Raw genomic sequence first — 17,621 nt, forward strand, 5'->3', positions numbered from 1 at the left:
ATTCGCGGGCCGGAGGCCAGTCGGCGTCGGCACAGCAACGCAAACGGCGGGGAAGGTGCCCCAGGCACTTTCCCCGCCGTCCGTCGTCGTGCTGCCTAACGCAGGGTGGCTCAGGCCTTCTGGCCGGAGCGCCAGCCGCCGGGGTAGTCCTGGCGCACTGCCTGGGAGTACGGCACGGGACTGACGATCGCCCGCACGTTCAGCTGCTGGTGCGGCTCCACGGTGGTCTTGCGGGTCCCGCCGTCGGGCTCGCCCCAGACCACAGTGACCTCCGTGCCTTCCGGTACATCGGCGTCCACCGTGGCCAGGGACAGCGCCCGGTTCTCGTTGGCGGAGTAGCCGGTGAACATGGACAAGCCGATCGTCTCGCCGGCCGCGTCGAGCACCGCGTCGTAGTTGGACGAACCGTAGTTGGCCAGCGGCAAATCGAAGTACTTGTACGGCGTGCCCTCGGTATCGAAGAGCGAGGCGAAGATCTTCGCCATGTCCTCGGCATTCCATTCGAGGGTGACCTTCTTGCGCTGGGCTGCCGGGTCGATCTTCTCCAGCGCCTCCCGGCCAATGAAGTCATGGTCGAACTTCACCATGTGGCCGTACCCAAGCTCCCAGGGGTTGAGGTAGTAGTCCTCGATCTTGTCGGAGACGAAGCTGCCGGCGACCGCGTTGACCGCCTCGTAACTGTCGGCGCCGAGCCATTCGCGGTAGGGGCGCAGCTCCTCGCCGGTGTAGATGGCCGGCAGCGGGGAAGGGATCCAGCCCGATTCCAGGGTGTTGGACGGATAGGCGCGTGAACCGACGGCCAGCAGTCCGAACTCCTGGCCGGCTTCCAGGATCGTGTCCCGTACCTGGTCATAGGTCTCGTACGGCCCCCAGATCTCCAGCCCGGGTGCGCCCGCCATGCCGTGGCGCAGGGTCTGGACCTGCTGGCCGGCGACCTGCATCTGGTCCATGTTGAAGAACTTCAGCTGTTCGACCTGACCGCCGTTGACCTTTTCGATGATCTTCCAGGCGTTCGGGCCCTGGATCTGGAAGCGCCAGTACTTGCGCTTCACCGGCTGTCCCATGGGCCGCGACGGCGAGCGCCGGTCCACCTCGATGTCCACGTCGTAGCCACCGGTTTCACCGTGGTAAATCAGCCAGTTGGCGGCCGGGGAGCGGCCCACGTAGACGTACTGGTCCTCGGTTTCGTGGAACAGGATGCCGTCGCCTATGACGTGCCCGGCCGGTGTGGTGGGAACGTACTGCTTGGCCTTGTTCACGGGGAAGCTGGCGACCGAGTTGATGGCGGTATCCGAAATCAGCTTCAGGGCGTCCTTGCCCCTAATGAACAGATTGTCCATGTGGTGCGACTGGTCGAACAGCACCGCGGATTCGCGCCAGGCGCGCTGCTCGCTGCGCCAGTTGGTGAATTCCGGGGCGACGACGGGGTAAATGTAGGCGCCGATCTGCGAGTTGCGCAGCATCTCGACGGTGTTGCCGGATTGGTTCAAAACTTCCTGAAGATTCTTGGCGCTCATGGGTTCTTGTCCTCCTCGATGGCGGGCCGGAGTGTGACGCAGTGCACATTTCCAAGATAGTCCGACTCTATACCTATGGAGATAGTTATGTCGATGGTTTGGGGCTGGTGATTTTGGCGGAGGTTCGTCGGCCGGTACCGGCCGAGGATTGGCACTGGCGGGGGACGGACGACGGCGGGGCCGCGCGTGGGCCGCAATGCAAAAGGTGCCTTTCCCGACGTCGGGAAAGGCACCTGTGCGGTCCGTTGGGCGGGAACCGGTCAGCGCTCCGCGGCGGCCATGGACGGCTTCCCGGCGGCGGCACGGCGAATCGCTTCGGCGAACTCCGTCTCGATGTCCGGCTGGGGCTTGTGCGTAAAGAGGCTGACGACGACGGCGACGGCGACGTTGAGGATGAAGCCCGGGACGATTTCGTACATGGTGGCCGAGAGCGCCGAGGTGCCCCAGACGAACACCGTGACCGCACCGGCCAGCATGCCGGAGAGCGCGCCGGCGACGGTGAGCTTGCGCCAGAACAGGGACAGGATGATGGTCGGCCCGAACGATGCACCGAAGCCGGCCCAGGCGAACGCCACGAGCCCCAGGATGGTGTCGTTGCGGCTCCAGGCGAGGATGCCCGCCACGAGGGCGACGACCAGCACGCCCATGCGGCCGAGCATCACCTGCGTCTTCGCCGGCGCGTCCTTGCGGGCGAAGATCTTGTACAGGTCCTCCACCAGGGCAGACGAGCACACGATCAGCTGGGAGGAGATGGTGCTCATGATCGCCGCCAGCACCGCGGCGAGCACGAAACCGGCGATAAGCGGGTGGAACAGAATCTGCGCCAGGTCCAGGAACACCGATTCGGCGGACTCGGCGTCCGTGAGGGTGACGTCCGGGTTCTGCTGGAAGTAGGCCACACCCACCAGCGCGGTGGCAATAGCGCCGAGTACCGTCATGAGCATCCAGCCGATGCCGATCCGGCGGGCGGCCTTGGCCTCGCCGGGCGTGCGCAGAGCCATGAAGCGGACAATGATGTGCGGCTGACCGAAGTAGCCCAGTCCCCAGGCCGCAGCTGAAATGCCAGCGACTGCGCCACCGGTGAACAGGCTGAGGTGGCTCGGATCCACTTCACGGATGGAGTCGATGGTGGCGCCCAGGCCGCCGGTGGCGAAAACACCAACGATCGGAACCAGCAGCAGGGCCGCGAACATCAGCAGCCCCTGGGCCACGTCGGTGTAACTGGCGCCGAGGAAGCCGCCGAACAAGGTGTACAGGACCGTGACGCCGCCGACCACGAGCATGCCGAGCTCATAGCTGGAGCCGAAGGAGGATTCGAAGAAGACGCCGCCGGCCACCATGCCGGAGGAAACATAAAAGGTGAAGAAGACCAGGATGATCACGCCGGAGACCACCCGGAGCAGGCGGGAGCGGTCCTTCAGCCGGTTCTCCAGGAAGCTGGGAACGGTGATCGAGTTGTTGGATACTTCTGTGTAGGCACGCAGCCGCGGGGCAACGAACTTCCAGTTGAGCCAGGCCCCGATGGTCAGCCCGATGGCGATCCAGGCCTCAAAGAGGCCGCCCACGTAGAGGGCACCGGGCAGGCCCATGAGCAGCCAGCCGGACATGTCCGAGGCGCCGGCACTCAGTGCCGCGACGCCGGGCTTGAGGCCGCGGCCGGCGAGCATGTAGTCGTCCAAATCGCTCGTGCGCCGATAGGCCCACCAGCCGATGGCCAGCATGCCCGCCATGTAAATCAGCATGGCGATGATTTGGAACATCTGGTCGTTCACGAGGTTTCCTCCGCCGTGTATCGGTTTGGTGCGCCTCAGTCTTCCAGCGGGGTACATGTGTGGCCAATTACGGGCCGCTATATGTCGCCCGGGAGGGGCCACCGCAGGGAAATCGACGTGCCTCTGAAGAGCGGGGAGAAGTTCATCCGCGGCGGGTTACAGCCGCTCCGGCCAAGGTGTAGCCTCTATCTGGCCTCAATCCACCCTTTTTTGCCGAAAGTTGCGTCACGTCCCGATGCTGCTCCGCCTCATCCGCCATTACGGCCGCCCCTACCTTCCCTACGTTTTCGCCGTGGTGGTGCTGCAGCTGATTGCGACCATCGCTGCGCTGTACCTGCCGAGCTTGAACGCCCAGATCATTGACGAGGGCGTGGCCCGCGGCGACACCGACTACATCTGGGGCACCGGCGGCCTCATGCTGGTCGTCAGCTTTATTCAGGTGGCCGCCGCGATCGCCGGGGTCTATTTCGGCTCCAAGGCCGCAATGGCCATGGGCCGTGACCTCCGCCGCGGCATTTTCCACAAGGTCACGGGGTTCTCCGCCCGCGAGGTAGGACGATTCGGCGCGCCCAGCCTGATCACCCGCGGCACCAACGACGTGCAGCAGGTGCAGATGCTCGTGCTGATGGGCCTGAACTTCATGGTGATGGCACCCATCATGTGCGTCGGCGGCATCATCATGGCGCTGCGCGAGGACCTCCAGCTGTCATGGTTGGTGTGGGCGTCGGTGCCGCTGCTGTTCGTCGTCGTCGGTGTGCTGGTATGGAAGCTGATGCCGCTCTTCCGCATGATGCAAACGAAGATCGACAACATCAACGGCGTGCTCCGCGAGCAGATTACCGGCATCCGCGTGGTCCGGGCGTTTGTCCGCGAGCCCTACGAAGCCCAGCGCTTCGAGAAGGCCAACCGGGAACTGACCGATGTCTCGCTCTCGGTCGGCAACCTGTTCGTGCTGATGTTCCCCTCAATCGGCATGATCCTGCACCTCGCCACGGCGGCAGTGCTGTGGTTCGGCGGCCTGCGCGTGGACGCGGGCGAGATGCAGGTGGGCGCCCTGACCGCTTTCCTGCAGTACCTGCTGCAGATCCTCATGGCGGTGATGATGGGCACCTTCATGGCGATGATGATCCCGCGGGCCTCGGTCTGTGCCGAACGCATTGGTGAAGTGCTCGACGTCGAGCCCTCCGTGCATGAACCCGACGAGCCGCAGAAAGCCCGGGAACCCGCCGGCGTCGTCGAGTTCCGCGACGTCACCTACGCCTATCCGGGCGCCGAAGAGCCGGTGTTGCGCAACATCAGCTTCACCGCCCGGCCGGGGCAGACCACGGCGATCATCGGCAGCACCGGCGCGGGCAAAACGACGCTGATCAGCATGCTGCCGCGGCTGTTCGACGCCGACAGCGGTCAGGTGCTGATTGACGGCGTTCCGGTCACCCGGATGGAGCGCACCGACATCACGGACCGCGTGGCGCTGGTGCCCCAGCGGCCGTACCTGTTCTCCGGCACGGTGGCACACAACCTGCGGTTCGGCGACCCGCACGCCACGGATGAAGAACTCTGGGAGGCGCTGCGGGTGGCCCAGGCGGAGGACTTCATCCGCGCCAAGGACACGGGGCTTCAGTCCGCGCTCTCGCAGGGCGGCACCAACGTTTCGGGCGGCCAGCGCCAACGGCTGTGCATTGCCCGCGCGCTGGTGGCCAAGCCCAAGGTCTACCTGTTCGACGACTCGTTCTCCGCGCTGGATGTGGCAACCGACGCCAGGCTGCGGGCGGCGCTGAAGGGGACCACTGGCGACGCGACGGTGATCATCGTCGCCCAGCGCGTGGCCACCATCATCGACGCGGACCAGATCCTGGTGATGGAGCACGGACAAATCGTGGCCCGCGGCACCCACGGGCAGCTGCTGGAAAGCTCGGAAACCTATCAGGAAATTGTTCAATCCCAGACTGCGGTGGAGGAAGCGGCATGACGCCGGACAAGGAAGCCCCGGCCGAGGTCGCCGCCGGGCCGGACCCCGTGACGGCGCCAACGCCGGGAGCCGCCGCCGAGGCCGAGGCCGAGGTGCTGGAAGAACAGTTCCAGCCGGGCGAGGCCGACCAGGATTTCATGACCGGGACGCCGGTCCGCAAGGCCCAGCACTTCTGGCCGTCCGCCAAGCGCCTGTTCGGGCTGCTGAAGCCGGAGAAGGCCGGGATCATCCTGGTGCTGGGCATGGTGCTGGTGGCAGTTGTGCTTAACGTGATTGCGCCCAAGGTGCTGGGCAACGCGATGGACGTCATCTTCAGCGGCGCGATCGGCGCGAACCTGCCCGCCGGCGCCAGCCAGGAAGAAGTCATCACCGGGCTCCGCGCCCAGGGCCAGGACCAGTTTGCCGACATGCTCAGCGGCATGGAACTGATCCCCGGTGTGGGCATCGACTTCCAGCTGCTGGGCAACCTGATCCTGCTGGTGCTGGGGATGTACGTCGTCGCCTCGCTGTTCATGTGGCTGCAGGGTTGGCTGCTGAACCAAATCGTCATGCGGGTGGTCTTCGGGCTGCGCCGCGACGTGGAAGCCAAGCTGAACCGGCTGCCGCTGAACTACTTCGACACCCGCCAGCGCGGCGACATGCTCTCCCGGGTGACCAACGACGTCGACAACATCCAGCAGGCGCTGCAGCAGGCTTTCGCGCAGCTGATCATGTCCGCGCTGAGCCTGCTCGGCATCACCATCATGATGTTCATCGTCTCCTGGCAGCTGGCCCTGATCGCCCTGATTGCCTTGCCGCTTTCCGCCGTGGGGGCCGGCCTCATCGGCACCCGCAGCCAGAAGCTGTTCACCGCGCAATGGAAGAACACCGGAGCGCTCAACGGGCACATCGAGGAATCGTTCAGCGGCCATGATCTGGTCCGCGCCTTCGGCCGCGAGCAGCAGGCGGTGGAACAGTTCGACGAGAAGAATGAGGAGCTCTACAAGGCCTCGTTCGGTGCTCAGTTCGTCTCCGGCATGATCATGCCGGTCATGCAGTTCATCTCCTACCTGAGCTACGTGGGCATCGCCGTGGTGGGCGGCCTGCGCGTGGCGTCCGGTTCCATGACCCTGGGCGATGCCACGGCGTTCATCCAGTACTCGCGGGAATTCAACCAGCCGCTGGGCCAGATGGCGGGCATGGCCAACATGCTGCAGTCCGGCGTAGCCTCGGCCGAGCGCGTCTTCGAACTGCTCGACGCCGACGAGCAGGCTCCGGACACCGCCACCGCATCGCTGCCTGCCCAAACCGAAGGGCAGGTCCAGTTCCACAACGTCAGCTTCAGCTACAGCCCCGACAAGCCGCTGATCGAGGACCTCTCCTTCGCCGCGCGGCCGGGCGAAACGGTGGCGATCGTGGGGCCGACGGGCGCGGGCAAGACGACGTTGGTGAACCTGGTGATGCGCTTCTACGAACTGGATGCCGGCCGCATCACCCTCGACGGCGTGGACATCACCGCCCTCAGCCGCGCCGAACTGCGCTCCAAGGTGGGCATGGTGCTGCAGGACGCCTGGCTGTTCGGCGGCTCCATCTACGAGAACATCCGCTACGGCAACCTGGACGCCACCGAGGAAGAAGTCATGGCGGCGGCCAAGGCCACCTACGTGGACCGCTTCGTGCGGGCGCTCCCGGACGGCTATGACACGGTGATCGACGAAGAGGGCAACAACGTCTCCGCCGGTGAGAAGCAGCTGATCACCATCGCGCGCGCGTTCCTGGCGAACCCGTCGCTGCTGATCCTGGATGAGGCCACCAGTTCGGTGGACACCCGCACGGAACTGCTCGTCCAGCACGCCATGGCCGCGCTGCGCACGGACCGCACTAGCTTCGTCATTGCGCACCGGCTCTCCACCATCCGGGACGCCGACGTGATCCTGGTGATGGAGGACGGCAAGATCGTGGAGCAGGGCAACCACACGGCGCTGCTGGCGGCCGAAGGCCCGTACTACCGGCTGTACATGTCGCAGTTCGCGGCGGCCGCGGATCCGGTGTCCTGATCCCCTGAAGCGGAGGACGACGACGGCGGTGCCCGCTGCGGGCGCATCCCGCACCGCCCGCAGGCCCCGCCGTCGGGCTCTTAGCGCGTGGCGCTTTCAGTGATCCGCTCCGCGGCGCGGTACAGCAGCGGGAGGTGGGCCGCGGTGGCGGCGTCCAGTGTGTCCGGGGTGGCCAGCATGTTGACCCCGACGGCGGCGACCACCGCTCCGGCGGCGTCGCGGATGGGCACGGACACGGTGCGGTGGCCCGGCTGCAGCTCGCTGTCGTTGACCGCGTAGCCCTGCCGCCGGACCCGCTCGATCTCCTGCCGGAAACGCCAGGTGCTGTCGATCGTCTGCTCGGTCAGCCTGCTGAGGCTGCCGTCGACGGCGGACCGGAAGTCGTCCCCGCGCAGTCCGGCCACCAGCACCTTGCCCATCGACGAGGCGTGCGCGGGAATTTGGATGCCGACCGTCAGCCCGGCGCGGATCATCCCGGGAACGCGGGTGGCTGCGATGCAGATGACGTCGCCGCCGGCCAGCACGCCCGCAGTGCACGGTTCGCTAAATTCCTCCGTCAGCCACTGGACCGCCGTCCGGGAGGCGCGGACCAGCGGAGAACCGGAGAGGTAGCCGTGGCCCAGCTCCAGCGCCTGATGGGTCAACGAGTACCGGTCGTCGCGGCAGCGCAGATAACCAAGGTAGACCAGTGTCCGCAGCACCCGCGCGGTGGCGGCACGGTTGAGGCCGGCACGGGCGGCAATCTCGGCGGCCCGCATCTGCGGGTGCCCGTCATCGAAGACGCTCAACACGGACAGGCCGCGCGCCAAGGTACGCACGGACGGCTCGGTCTTGGCCCCGGTTGCGGGCTCGGCGGAGGTGATGCTCATCACCGTCGAGGATACCCCGGACCAATGCGTCGCGACGGCGGTTACACCCCGCGTAGCACTACTCGGTGCCGGACTGGTCCTCGAGGACGCCGCGAACGGAGGATTCCGGGACCCACATCACGTCCCCGTGCTCGGCGTTGGCCACCCGGGCCATCACGAAGAGCAGTCCGGAGAGCCGGTTGAGGTAACGGCCCGCCTCGGAATTCACGACGTCGCCGTACTCGTCCAGTGCTGCCCAGACCGCGCGTTCGGCGCGGCGCACCGCCGTACGGGCCTGGTACAGCAGCGCAGCGGAGAGGGTTCCGCCCGGCAGCAGCATGCCGCTGAGGTCCTTGGCTTCCTGCCTGAAGTGCTCGATGGCGCGTTCCAGCCGCTCCACATGCTCGGGAATGATGCGGGCGTCCGCAGGGTGATTGCCACGATACGGCACCAGCAGGTCGGCCATCAGGTCGAACAAATCGTTCTGGACGCTGACCAGCATGGCGCTGACCTCCGGGGACACCCCCCCGCTCGCCATGGCCACGGCCACCGCGGCGTTTGCGGCATCCACTTCGGCATGCCCGACAACCCTCGGGTCGTTCTTGGACACCTCGCCGTGGCTGCCGAAGTCGGTGTACCCGGTGTCTCCATAGTGGTCCATCCGGGTCTGGTCATCCCTTTGAAAGTCGCCATCTCCACTCATGCCTGCCATCATACTGACGGGACGTTTGACATCGAAGAGCCGCAGGAAGCCCGGGGCGCAGCATGCGCACAACCGGTGACAACAGTGAGGATCATGATGAGCAGCGAATTTACCGGCCCCTTGCCGACGGTCTCCCAGGATACGGGTGACGACGGGCAGCGGGGCTGGAATACCGTCGACAAGACGGTTTTCTTCGTTTCCGGCGGCATTATTGTTGCCATCTGCCTGCTGGGCGTTTTCTTTACGCAGCAGGTGACCGAAGTAACCGGATCCATTCTCGGCTGGGTGACCAACTCTTTCGGCTGGTTGTTCATCCTCGGCGCCACCGGCTTCGTGGTCTTTTCGCTGGTGCTGGCTTTCGGCCGGTATGGCAACATTCCGCTCGCGCGGGAGGGCGAAACAACCGAGTTCTCCACGATGTCGTGGATTGCCATGATGTTCAGCGCCGGCATGGGGATCGGTTTGATGTTCTTCGGCGTCTACGAACCGGTCACCCATCTGGCCTCGCCGCCCCCCTTCGTGGACGCGGCACCTGGATCCCCCGAGGCCGCGAACAGCGCCATGGCCTACACGCTCTTCCACTGGGGCCTGCACCCGTGGGCCATCTACTCGGTCGTTGGCCTGGCACTGGCCTATTCGACGTACCGGATGGGCCGCGGCAACCTGATGAGTTCGCCCTTCCAGGCGATCTTCGGCAAGGAACGGATCGAGAAAAAGGGCTGGGGCAAGCCGATCGACATCCTGGCGATCATCTGTACCAAATTCGGCTCAGCCACCTCGCTGGGCCTGGGTGCACTGCAGATTGCCGCCGGCCTGTCGCTGCTGCGGACCGGCCGGTTCGAGGAGAACCCCGGAGTCGCGGCTCCGATCCTGATCATCTGCGTGCTGACCGTGGGCGTGGTGATTTCGGCGGCCAGCGGCGTTGCCCGCGGCATCAAGTGGCTGAGCAACACGAACATGGTGCTGGCCGCGGTGCTGCTGCTGTTCGTCTTCGTGCTGGGTCCCACCGTCTTCATCCTTGACCTGGTCCCTGCCGCGATCGGCGACTACCTGGCCAACCTCGTCCCCATGAGCTTCCACTCGGCCGTCTTCGGCGGCACCGAGTGGCTGGCCAACTGGACCATCTTCTACTGGGCCTGGTGGATCTCCTGGACCCCCTTCGTGGGCACGTTCATCGCCAAGATCTCCCGCGGGCGGACGATCAAGGAGTTCGTCCTGGGCGTGCTGCTGGTCCCCACCGCCGTGAGCGTTGTCTGGTTCTCCGTGTTCGGCGGTGCGGGTATCCACCTGCAGTTGGGCGGTGAAGACATTGCCGGGACCGGAGACGAGGCGGCCGGCTTCTTCGCGACCCTGCAGAACTATCCGTTCTTTATCGGCGCAGCCATCGTGGTGATGGTGCTGACTGCGGTGTTTTTCGTCAGCGGCGCCGATGCCGGCGCCGTCGTGCTGGGAACGCTTTCCTCCCGTGGCCGAAAGGAGCCGTGGAAACCGCTGGTCATCCTCTGGGGCGTTCTCACCGGTACCGTCGCGGCCGTGCTGTTGTTCGTCGGCGGACTTGACGCGCTGCAGACGTTCACCATCCTGGCCTCAACGCCCTTCGTGCTGATCATGGTCGGGCTATGCCTCTCGCTGTACGTGGACTTGCGCCGGGATCCGCTGCGGCAGCGGCGCATGGGCCCGGTGCGCGGAGCCGTCAGCGTCCCCAGCAACGTGCCGTTTGCGGTGCCCTTGACGTCTGAGACGCCCGTCGTTCAGGCCGGACAGCCGGAGCGCATCAATGGTTCCGGCGGCCCCGACCATCCCGCGGGGGGACTGCCGGAGGACCTCGGTGACGGCAAAAAACACGGACACCACCCGTAGCCGGGACAAGCCAGGGGGCGGGACCGGCGTCGCGACGCCGGTCCCGCCCCTTTAGTCCTCAGTGCGGCCTGGGGGGACTAGACCCCTTCTCCGGACGCCAGGTCGGGCGTGAAAACCTTTTCGTAGTCCTTCAGGCCGAACGGCCCTTTCCGCGGAAACAGGAAGGCCGGCACGGCGTTGGTGTCCAACTCCCGGTGGCCCTGCTGGACGACGGCGCGGACGTCGAAGACGGCGTCGGTCGGTGTGTTTAGGCCAGCTGCCCGGTGCCGAACCGTGGGCACGGGGGGCGTTTTTTGTCCGCAGTGTCGTGGCCTGACGGGACGCGTTGCGGCACCGATAAGTTACCTGCGGGTAACATGGCGGCATGCATTTGATCTTCCGGACCCTCCTGCTGCTGTTGACGGCCCGCCGCCGGCCCGCCCTCGGCATCTGGGATTCAGCCACGCTGTCCCTGCGCGTGCTGCCCACCGACATCGACATCGCCATGCACGTCAACAACGGGATGTATTTCTCGCTGATGGACCTGGGCCGCTTTGAGCTGATGGTGCGCGCCGGCGTGTGGAACATCTTCCGCCGCAACGGCTGGTCGCCGGTGGTCGGCGCGGAGACCATTGCCTTCCGTAAATCGCTCACCCTCGGCCAGCGCTACAGCATCGAAACCCGGATCATCGGTTTCGACGACCGTGCCATCTTTTTCGAGCAGCGCATGGTGTCCGCCGGCGAAATATATGCCCGCGCCTACATCGCCACCCGGCTGGTTTCGAAGCAGGGGCCGGTCGCCACTGAAGAAATCTTCGCGGCCGCCGGCCAGCAGCCGCCGGCCGACCTAATCCTGCCCGAATGGCTGCATGAGTGGCGGGAGAACAACGCCCTGCCCAGCACCCGCCGTCCCGCGCCGCACCGCTGGGTCCGCTGACTCTGGTCGGAGACGACCTGTTCCCCTACGCTATGGGAAAGGAGGTGAGCGGTCATGATCGCAGCACCCGGAGACCGCATCGTCATCAGGGGCAGGACCGTGGAATCGGCGGACCGGCACGGTGAAGTCATCGAGGTCAGGGGCGACGACGGTGCCCCGCCCTACTTCGTGAGGTTCGACGACGGCCATGAAAGTATCGTCTTCCCGGGCACCGACTGCAGCATCGAACCGGCTGCAGGTTAGCCCGCCAGCCGCCGGGCGCGCAGGACGCTGTCGGTGATCGTGGCGGTCTGCCCGTCCGGGTTCGTGACCTCGCGGGGGACGGAGTCGAGCGTGTCGAGGGCCCAGTCGGGGTAATCGAGTCCCAGCTCGTCGGCCAGTTCCGCGGCGGTGGGCAGCGGTTCTTCCGGCTCCGGATGCCCGGACCAGGGCGGAAACGATTCGTGGCCGACGACCAGCAACGTGCCGCCGGGTGCGACCGCGCGGGTCGCCGTGGTGAGGATGGCGTTCCTGGGCAGCTCGACCGGCGAGTGCAGGAACTGGGCGCAGACCAGGTCGTAGCTCTCCTGCGGTTCCCAGCGGGCCAGGTCCTGCCGGAGCCACCGGACGCGGTCCGCGACTCCGGCTTCATCGGCGTGCCTGGCCGCCCGTTGCAGCGCGAGCCCGGACACGTCGAGTCCGGTGACCAGCCACCCCTTGCCGGCGAGCCAGATGGCGTCCGCGCCCTCGCCGCAACCCAGTTCCAAGGCGGTGCCTGGCCGCAGGCCGGAGACCTCGCGGACCAGCATGGCGTTGGGCTGGCCGCTCCACACCTGGTCCCGTTGGCTGTAGAAGGATTCCCAGAACTGGTCGGGCTCTTCCCTGCGGTCGTGATGATGCTCCATGCCTGCAGACTCTACGCCCGTGTGGTTTCGGCGGCGACGGGCGTGTAGCCGGCCCCCACAGGCGGGAGGGAAGAAATAAAGACGGGCACCGCCGTCGTTGTGCAGGATGTGTGCCCGCGGCAACCACCGTGGGCGTCCCGCAACGAAAGGCTCCGCCGACGTGAACATACCCCTGTCCATCCTTGACTTGGCAACCATCGGCAGCAACGAAACCGTGGGTGAAAGCCTTGCCGGCAGCGTGTCCTTGGCGCAGCGGGCGGAGGAGCTGGGCTACCGGCGGGTGTGGTACGCCGAGCACCACAACATGGCGTCGATCGCGTCCTCGGCCACCAGCGTGCTGATTGCCCACGTGGCAGCGCATACCAACAGCATCCGCCTCGGTGCCGGCGGCATCATGCTTCCGAACCATGCCCCGCTGACCATCGCCGAGCAGTTCGGCACGCTGGAAGCGCTCCACCCGGGACGGATCGACCTTGGCCTGGGCCGCGCGCCGGGCAGCGACCAGAACACCCTGCGGGCGCTGCGCCGTGATCCGATGAGCGCCGAATCCTTCCCGCAGGACGTGCTGGAACTGCAGGGCTACCTGACCGGGCAGACGCGCATCAAGGGCGTGGATGCGACACCGGGCAAGGGCACCAACGTGCCGCTGTACATCCTGGGCTCCTCGCTGTTTGGTGCCAAACTGGCCGCTGCGCTGGGGCTGCCGTACTCGTTCGCCTCGCACTTCGCACCCAATGCGCTGCAGGACGCCGTGTCCGCGTACCGCCGCGAGTTCCAGCCCTCGGAGCAACTCGCCGAGCCTTACGTGATCGCCGGCGTGAACGCCATCGCCGCGGACAGCAATGAGGAAGCGCAGGAGCAGTTCCGGATTGTCCGGCGCAGCCGGGTCTCGCTGCTGTTCGGCCGCGACCGGACGTTCACCGACGAGGAAGCGGACCTCATCCTTGACTCGCCGCAGGGCCAGCACGTGGAGCAGATGGTCAAGTACTCGGCCGTCGGGACGCCCGATGCGGTGGCGGAATACCTGGAAGGCTTCGCCAAGCACGCCGGCGCCGACGAACTGATCGTGGCGTTCCAGGCGCCGACCGTCGCGCAGCGGCTGCGCGCGCTGGAGCTGACGGCCCAGGCCGCCGGGCTGGCGGCCTGAGCCGCGCGGACCTGACCGGCTGAGCCGGTGCCGGCCAGGCCGGAGTGGCGGCCGGTTGCGGCCGGGGTGCCCACTCGGCGTTCACTGGGTGAGCCGCCGTCGGGGTTACTGTTTGGCCGCGATGTAGTAGGTGTTGAACGGGTCCTGCTCGACGTCCTTGACCACCGTCCCGGAAAAGCCCGCATCCGCCAGCATGGACAGGGCGAGCTGCTGGCCCCAGACGGTGCCCAGTCCCGCGCCACCCTGGCCCAACGAAACGCTCATGCAGTGCATCACCGAAATGGTGTAGAGGAAGCCCGCCCAGGGCAGCGACACGTTGTCCTCCACATTGCTGGAGGCCTTCATGTCCACCATCAGGAAGGTTCCGCCGGACCGCAGGGCCGCGTGGACTTCGCCGAGCACGCGCGCCGGCTGGGCCTGGTCGTGGATGGCGTCGAAGGCGGTGACCAGGTCAAACCGTCCCGGTTCATTCAGCTCGGCGACGTCCCGGACCTCGAACGAGGCATTCTGCAGGCCCATGCGCGCCGCTTCCTGCCGTGCCCGGGCGATTCCCTCTGACGAGAAGTCGTAGCCGGTGAACCGGCTGGCGGGAAACGCCTGCGCCATCAGGTTGATGGCGTGCCCGCTGCCGCAGCCGACGTCGGCCACGTCGATGCCCCGGCGCAGGCGTTCGACCAGCCCGTCGGCCAGCGGCAGGATCTCCTCGATCAGCCCGGCGTCGAAAACCGCCGAGCTTTCCTCCGACATCAGCTGGTGGAAGCGCGGATAGTCGGCATAGGACAGCCCGCCGCCCTGGCGGAATGCGGCGACGACCCCTTCCTCCACGCCGCCGAGCAGCGGGATGTACTGAAGCAGCCGCGCCACGTTGTCCGGGCCGGCGGCCCTGGTCAGCGAGGCGGCGTGTTCGGCCGGCAGCCGGTAGGTGCGGGCAACCGGGTCGTAGACAACCACTTGCGACGCGGACAGGCCGTTGAGCCATTCGCGCACGTAGCGCTCGTCCAGCTCCGCGGCGTCCGCGATCTGCTGGCTGGTGGCCGGCGGCAACGCCGCCAGGGTGTCGAACAGCCCGGTCTGGTGTCCGATGCTGGCCAGCATGGCCAGCGCGCCGTCGTTCAGGATGGTCAGGCAGCGCTGCACGAAGGCTTCGGCGGCCTCGGTGTCGAACTGCCCGGCAGTTTCCTGGATGGTGGTCATAACTTCTCCCGTGGTCTGGAAGCAGGCACCTGCTGCCTGCTGAATTCCACGGTAGGGAGCCGGCGGCAGCCGGAACATCGGGCAAGTTCTGTGGGTTCGGGCGGCGCGGATGGGGCAAAAGATGCAGGCGTCAGTGCCGCGCCAAGGGAGCGGTGATGCCGTGCTCGTGGGCCCACGCCGCGGCCGCGGTGCGGGACGAGACGCCGATCTTCAGGAAGATGTTGGCCAGATGCCGGCCCACCGTCTTTTGGCTGATGAACAGCTCCGCCGCGGTTTCCTTGTTGGTGGCGCCGCGGGCGATGCATGCCAGCACCTCGGCTTCGCGGTCGGTCAATCCGCCCGGGGACTTTTGCCCGTCCAAGCGGCGCACATCGGGTTCCGCGCCAAGTTCCCGGTAGATGGCCAGGGCGATGGCTGCCTCGGAAGCCGCGGCATCCGGCTGGTTCAGTTCCCGGCGTGCGGCAGCGAGCAGTTCGTAGACGCGGGCAGTGTCGTGTCGGTGGTGCAGGGAACGATAACCCTGCAGCGCCGACCTCAGCATGGAGAGGGCCTGCGCGGCCTGGCCGCCGGAAAACAGCAGGACGCCGCGGGCGTGCCGGGCCCAGGCCAGGAAACCGGGGCTGCTGAAGTCACTGGCCGCTTGCTCCAGTTCGCGGCAGTATTCCTCGGCTTCCGCCAGCAGATGCATCTGCACCGCGAGTTCTACGGCGGGGAGCAGCATTTGCGCCCGGGCCAGCCGATCACTGGATTCCAGTGCCGCTGCCAGGCCGGCCCACGCGGCGTCGACATTTCCGCGAGCGGCCAGCAATTTGGCCTCGCCGGGCTGTGGTTCAACACCCAGGTCGCGCGCCTTGGCATAGGACTCGGTGGCACCTTGCAGGTCGCCGCGCAGCCGGCGCAGCTCGCCGAGTTGGTAGTAACCTTCGCCGGCGGCCCACACGTTTCGGTCCGCCAGCTCCAGGCTGCTTTGGGCAATCTCGCGTTCCACCCCGTCCCAATTGCCTTCTATGCTGCGGATCTGGAGCCGGTGGATATGGCACACGCCGGAATAGACCATGCCGCCCGCCAGTTGCTCGCACCAACGCTCGGTGGCTTCGGTCCATGCCCGCATCCGCGGCAGGTCGGCCAGCTGGTAGCAGGCGTGGAGGACTGTGCAGTAGATGTCTCCCGCCCAGGTGGGTGGCACCTGCCCGGCCAGGACCGGGAGCATCGCCTCGTCCAAGGCCGCGAACCCCGAAGCGGTCCGCCCCGCTCGCAGATCGGCCAAACCTACCAGGGTGAGACTGAAGGAATGCAGCACGGGTGCGTTGAACCTCCGCCCCATCTGCTGCAGTTCATCGACCGCGGCCAGGGCCGGCTCCGGGTCTTCGGCGAACAGCAGCGCGTTGACGGTGTCCAGATACAGCAGGTAACCGTGGACCGGGCTCTCCGGGGCATCCAGCAGCATGCGCCTGGCCCGGTTGATCCAGCCGGAGGCGATCATCAGGTCCCCGCGCAGTGTCCACAGCAGCCCCAGATCCAGGGCCTTCATAGCGGCGGAGAGCTTCTCGCCGTCGTTCTCGTAGCGGTGGAAAACCTCCTCGGAGTCCACTACCGATTCGCGGACATCCCCCACCCACCAGGCGGCATCGCCAAGCCGGGCCAGATCCTCCACGTCCAGCGGCGAGAGGCTGCGGGCCTTCTCGAATCCGTCATAGGCTGGGCGCCATTCCCCGCGCGCGTAGGCATCGCGTGCAGTAGCCAGCAGTGTTTCGATTGGCTCCATAGCGCTCCTGCCTTTCAGGGTAGTCCTCCTGCAGCCTGCAGGGAACCGCGTAATCATCGCCATAAACGGCGCCGCCGCGGAGGGCTGCCGGTACAGTGGTGCCGAAACCGGATCAGCAGTTTCCGCAGGGAATATCCCCCGAAAAGGAGCAAACATGAGTTCAGCCGCCGTCGCGCGTCAGGGTGTCCTGGCCGACGCCCTCGTCCCCAGCACCGCCCTGGCCAACACCGCGCTGGTTGTCGGCGGGGCCGGCCTGACCGCCGTGATGGCGCAGCTGGCTGTACCGCTGTGGCCGGTCCCGATCACCGGCCAGACCCTGGCCGTCCTGCTGGTCGGCAGCACGCTGGGCCCGGTCCGCGGCATGCTGTCGATGGCGCTGTACTGGGTGGCGGGCGTGGCCGGCATGCCGGTGTTCAGCGACGCATCCTCCGGCCTGGCCGCCGCCGTGGGCCCGACCGGCGGCTACCTGGTGGGCTTTATCGCCGCCGCGGGGCTGACCGGTTGGCTGGCCAAGCGCAACTGGGACAAGAAGTTCCTGGGCGCCACGGTGTCGTTCTTGGCCGGGACCGTGATCACCTTCGTCTTTGGCATGGCCTGGCTGGCCATTTCCCTGGGCGCCGACCTGCAGCAGACCCTCGAGTGGGGCCTGTACCCGTTCATCATCGGCGGCATCGTGAAGTCGCTGATCGCGGCAGCCGTCATGCCGGCCGCGTGGAAGCTGGCGGCCCGCCTGCCCAAGGACTCTGCCCGCGTCTAGCGCGTGGGGCGGCAGGCATCGCGCCCGCTGCAGCCGGACAACTTCATAGCACGACGCCGGTGCCCGGGCGGGGATTCGTTCCTCACCCGGGTGCCGGCGTCGTCTTCTGTGGGTCGGCGTGGTTGTCTGTGGGCCGGCGGGACCAGTCCCGGGCTGGCTCCCTGACGCCTGTTCCACCAAGCAGTTCACGGACATGTGTTCCCCTGCGCACTCGAGTGGAGAGAAGATGCAGCGATCAGGGCCCTTTCGCTGC

15 protein-coding genes are annotated in these 17,621 nt (G+C 66.8%); 7 read left to right on the forward strand and 8 right to left on the reverse strand.

What is annotated here, in order from left to right; genetic code table 11:
• Nucleotides 1-110: 110 nt before the first annotated feature.
• Both ligM and putP read right to left on the reverse strand, forming a co-directional pair.
• Nucleotides 111-1,517: a vanillate/3-O-methylgallate O-demethylase gene (ligM, locus tag AC5RUK_RS14590; RefSeq protein ID WP_494152610.1), complete on the reverse strand. Its 1,407-nt coding sequence runs from the start codon at nucleotides 1,515-1,517 to the stop codon at nucleotides 111-113.
• A 260-nt stretch (nucleotides 1,518-1,777) separates the two neighbouring features.
• Nucleotides 1,778-3,289, reverse strand: a complete 1,512-nt coding sequence (gene putP, locus AC5RUK_RS14595; RefSeq protein ID WP_494152611.1) for a sodium/proline symporter PutP — start codon at nucleotides 3,287-3,289, stop codon at nucleotides 1,778-1,780.
• A gap of 235 nt (nucleotides 3,290-3,524) precedes the next feature.
• Between putP and AC5RUK_RS14600 the strand changes: the two genes are divergently transcribed.
• Together AC5RUK_RS14600 and AC5RUK_RS14605 are read left to right on the forward strand one after the other, a co-directional pair.
• A complete protein-coding gene (locus tag AC5RUK_RS14600) occupies nucleotides 3,525-5,258 on the forward strand; it encodes an ABC transporter ATP-binding protein (protein WP_494152612.1) in 1,734 nt (577 codons plus the stop codon).
• Nucleotides 5,259-5,395: 137 nt separating this feature from the next.
• The gene (locus tag AC5RUK_RS14605; protein ID WP_494152664.1) at nucleotides 5,396-7,294 is read left to right on the forward strand and encodes an ABC transporter ATP-binding protein; all 1,899 of its coding nucleotides are present in this window, start codon (nucleotides 5,396-5,398) and stop codon (nucleotides 7,292-7,294) included.
• 80 nt (nucleotides 7,295-7,374) lie between these two features.
• On the opposite strand, the gene AC5RUK_RS14610 is transcribed toward AC5RUK_RS14605, so the two are convergent.
• Nucleotides 7,375-8,163: an IclR family transcriptional regulator gene (locus tag AC5RUK_RS14610; protein ID WP_494152613.1), complete on the reverse strand. Its 789-nt coding sequence runs from the start codon at nucleotides 8,161-8,163 to the stop codon at nucleotides 7,375-7,377.
• Nucleotides 8,164-8,221: 58 nt separating this feature from the next.
• Nucleotides 8,222-8,845 (reverse strand): cob(I)yrinic acid a,c-diamide adenosyltransferase, encoded by a 624-nt coding sequence (locus AC5RUK_RS14615; protein WP_493989790.1) that lies wholly within the window; start codon nucleotides 8,843-8,845, stop codon nucleotides 8,222-8,224.
• Between the two features lie 96 nt (nucleotides 8,846-8,941).
• On the opposite strand from AC5RUK_RS14615, the gene AC5RUK_RS14620 reads away from it, so the two are divergent.
• Nucleotides 8,942-10,705 carry a BCCT family transporter gene (locus AC5RUK_RS14620; RefSeq protein ID WP_494129216.1) on the forward strand — a complete coding sequence of 588 codons (1,764 nt, stop codon included), beginning with the start codon at nucleotides 8,942-8,944 and terminating at the stop codon, nucleotides 10,703-10,705.
• 77 nt (nucleotides 10,706-10,782) lie between these two features.
• On the opposite strand, the gene AC5RUK_RS14625 is transcribed toward AC5RUK_RS14620, so the two are convergent.
• Complete coding sequence (locus tag AC5RUK_RS14625; protein WP_494152614.1) at nucleotides 10,783-10,986, reverse strand: hypothetical protein; 204 nt, start codon at nucleotides 10,984-10,986, stop codon at nucleotides 10,783-10,785.
• 83 nt (nucleotides 10,987-11,069) lie between these two features.
• On the opposite strand from AC5RUK_RS14625, the gene AC5RUK_RS14630 reads away from it, so the two are divergent.
• Together AC5RUK_RS14630 and AC5RUK_RS14635 are read left to right on the forward strand one after the other, a co-directional pair.
• On the forward strand, nucleotides 11,070-11,621 hold the full coding sequence (locus tag AC5RUK_RS14630) for an acyl-CoA thioesterase (protein ID WP_494152615.1): 552 nt from the start codon (nucleotides 11,070-11,072) through the stop codon (nucleotides 11,619-11,621).
• A gap of 54 nt (nucleotides 11,622-11,675) precedes the next feature.
• Nucleotides 11,676-11,864 (forward strand): DUF1918 domain-containing protein, encoded by a 189-nt coding sequence (locus tag AC5RUK_RS14635; RefSeq protein ID WP_494107353.1) that lies wholly within the window; start codon nucleotides 11,676-11,678, stop codon nucleotides 11,862-11,864.
• Here the strand turns inward: AC5RUK_RS14635 and AC5RUK_RS14640 are convergent.
• Complete coding sequence (locus AC5RUK_RS14640) at nucleotides 11,861-12,505, reverse strand: SAM-dependent methyltransferase (protein WP_494152616.1); 645 nt, start codon at nucleotides 12,503-12,505, stop codon at nucleotides 11,861-11,863. The genes AC5RUK_RS14635 and AC5RUK_RS14640 overlap by 4 nt on opposite strands.
• Nucleotides 12,506-12,665: 160 nt before the next feature.
• Here AC5RUK_RS14640 and AC5RUK_RS14645 point away from each other — a divergent pair, with 160 nt between their 5' ends.
• Nucleotides 12,666-13,652: an LLM class flavin-dependent oxidoreductase gene (locus tag AC5RUK_RS14645; RefSeq protein WP_494152617.1), complete on the forward strand. Its 987-nt coding sequence runs from the start codon at nucleotides 12,666-12,668 to the stop codon at nucleotides 13,650-13,652.
• Between the two features lie 105 nt (nucleotides 13,653-13,757).
• Here the strand turns inward: AC5RUK_RS14645 and AC5RUK_RS14650 are convergent, their stop codons facing one another.
• Nucleotides 13,758-14,846 carry a class I SAM-dependent methyltransferase gene (locus AC5RUK_RS14650; RefSeq protein ID WP_494152618.1) on the reverse strand — a complete coding sequence of 363 codons (1,089 nt, stop codon included), beginning with the start codon at nucleotides 14,844-14,846 and terminating at the stop codon, nucleotides 13,758-13,760.
• 130 nt (nucleotides 14,847-14,976) lie between these two features.
• A complete protein-coding gene (locus tag AC5RUK_RS14655) occupies nucleotides 14,977-16,611 on the reverse strand; it encodes a LuxR C-terminal-related transcriptional regulator (RefSeq protein WP_494152619.1) in 1,635 nt (544 codons plus the stop codon).
• A 154-nt stretch (nucleotides 16,612-16,765) separates the two neighbouring features.
• On the opposite strand from AC5RUK_RS14655, the gene AC5RUK_RS14660 reads away from it, so the two are divergent.
• Nucleotides 16,766-17,368: a biotin transporter BioY gene (locus AC5RUK_RS14660; protein ID WP_494152620.1), complete on the forward strand. Its 603-nt coding sequence runs from the start codon at nucleotides 16,766-16,768 to the stop codon at nucleotides 17,366-17,368.
• The last annotated feature ends 253 nt before the right edge of the window (nucleotides 17,369-17,621 follow it).

The organism is Arthrobacter sp. Y3223065 (genome assembly GCF_059090885.1).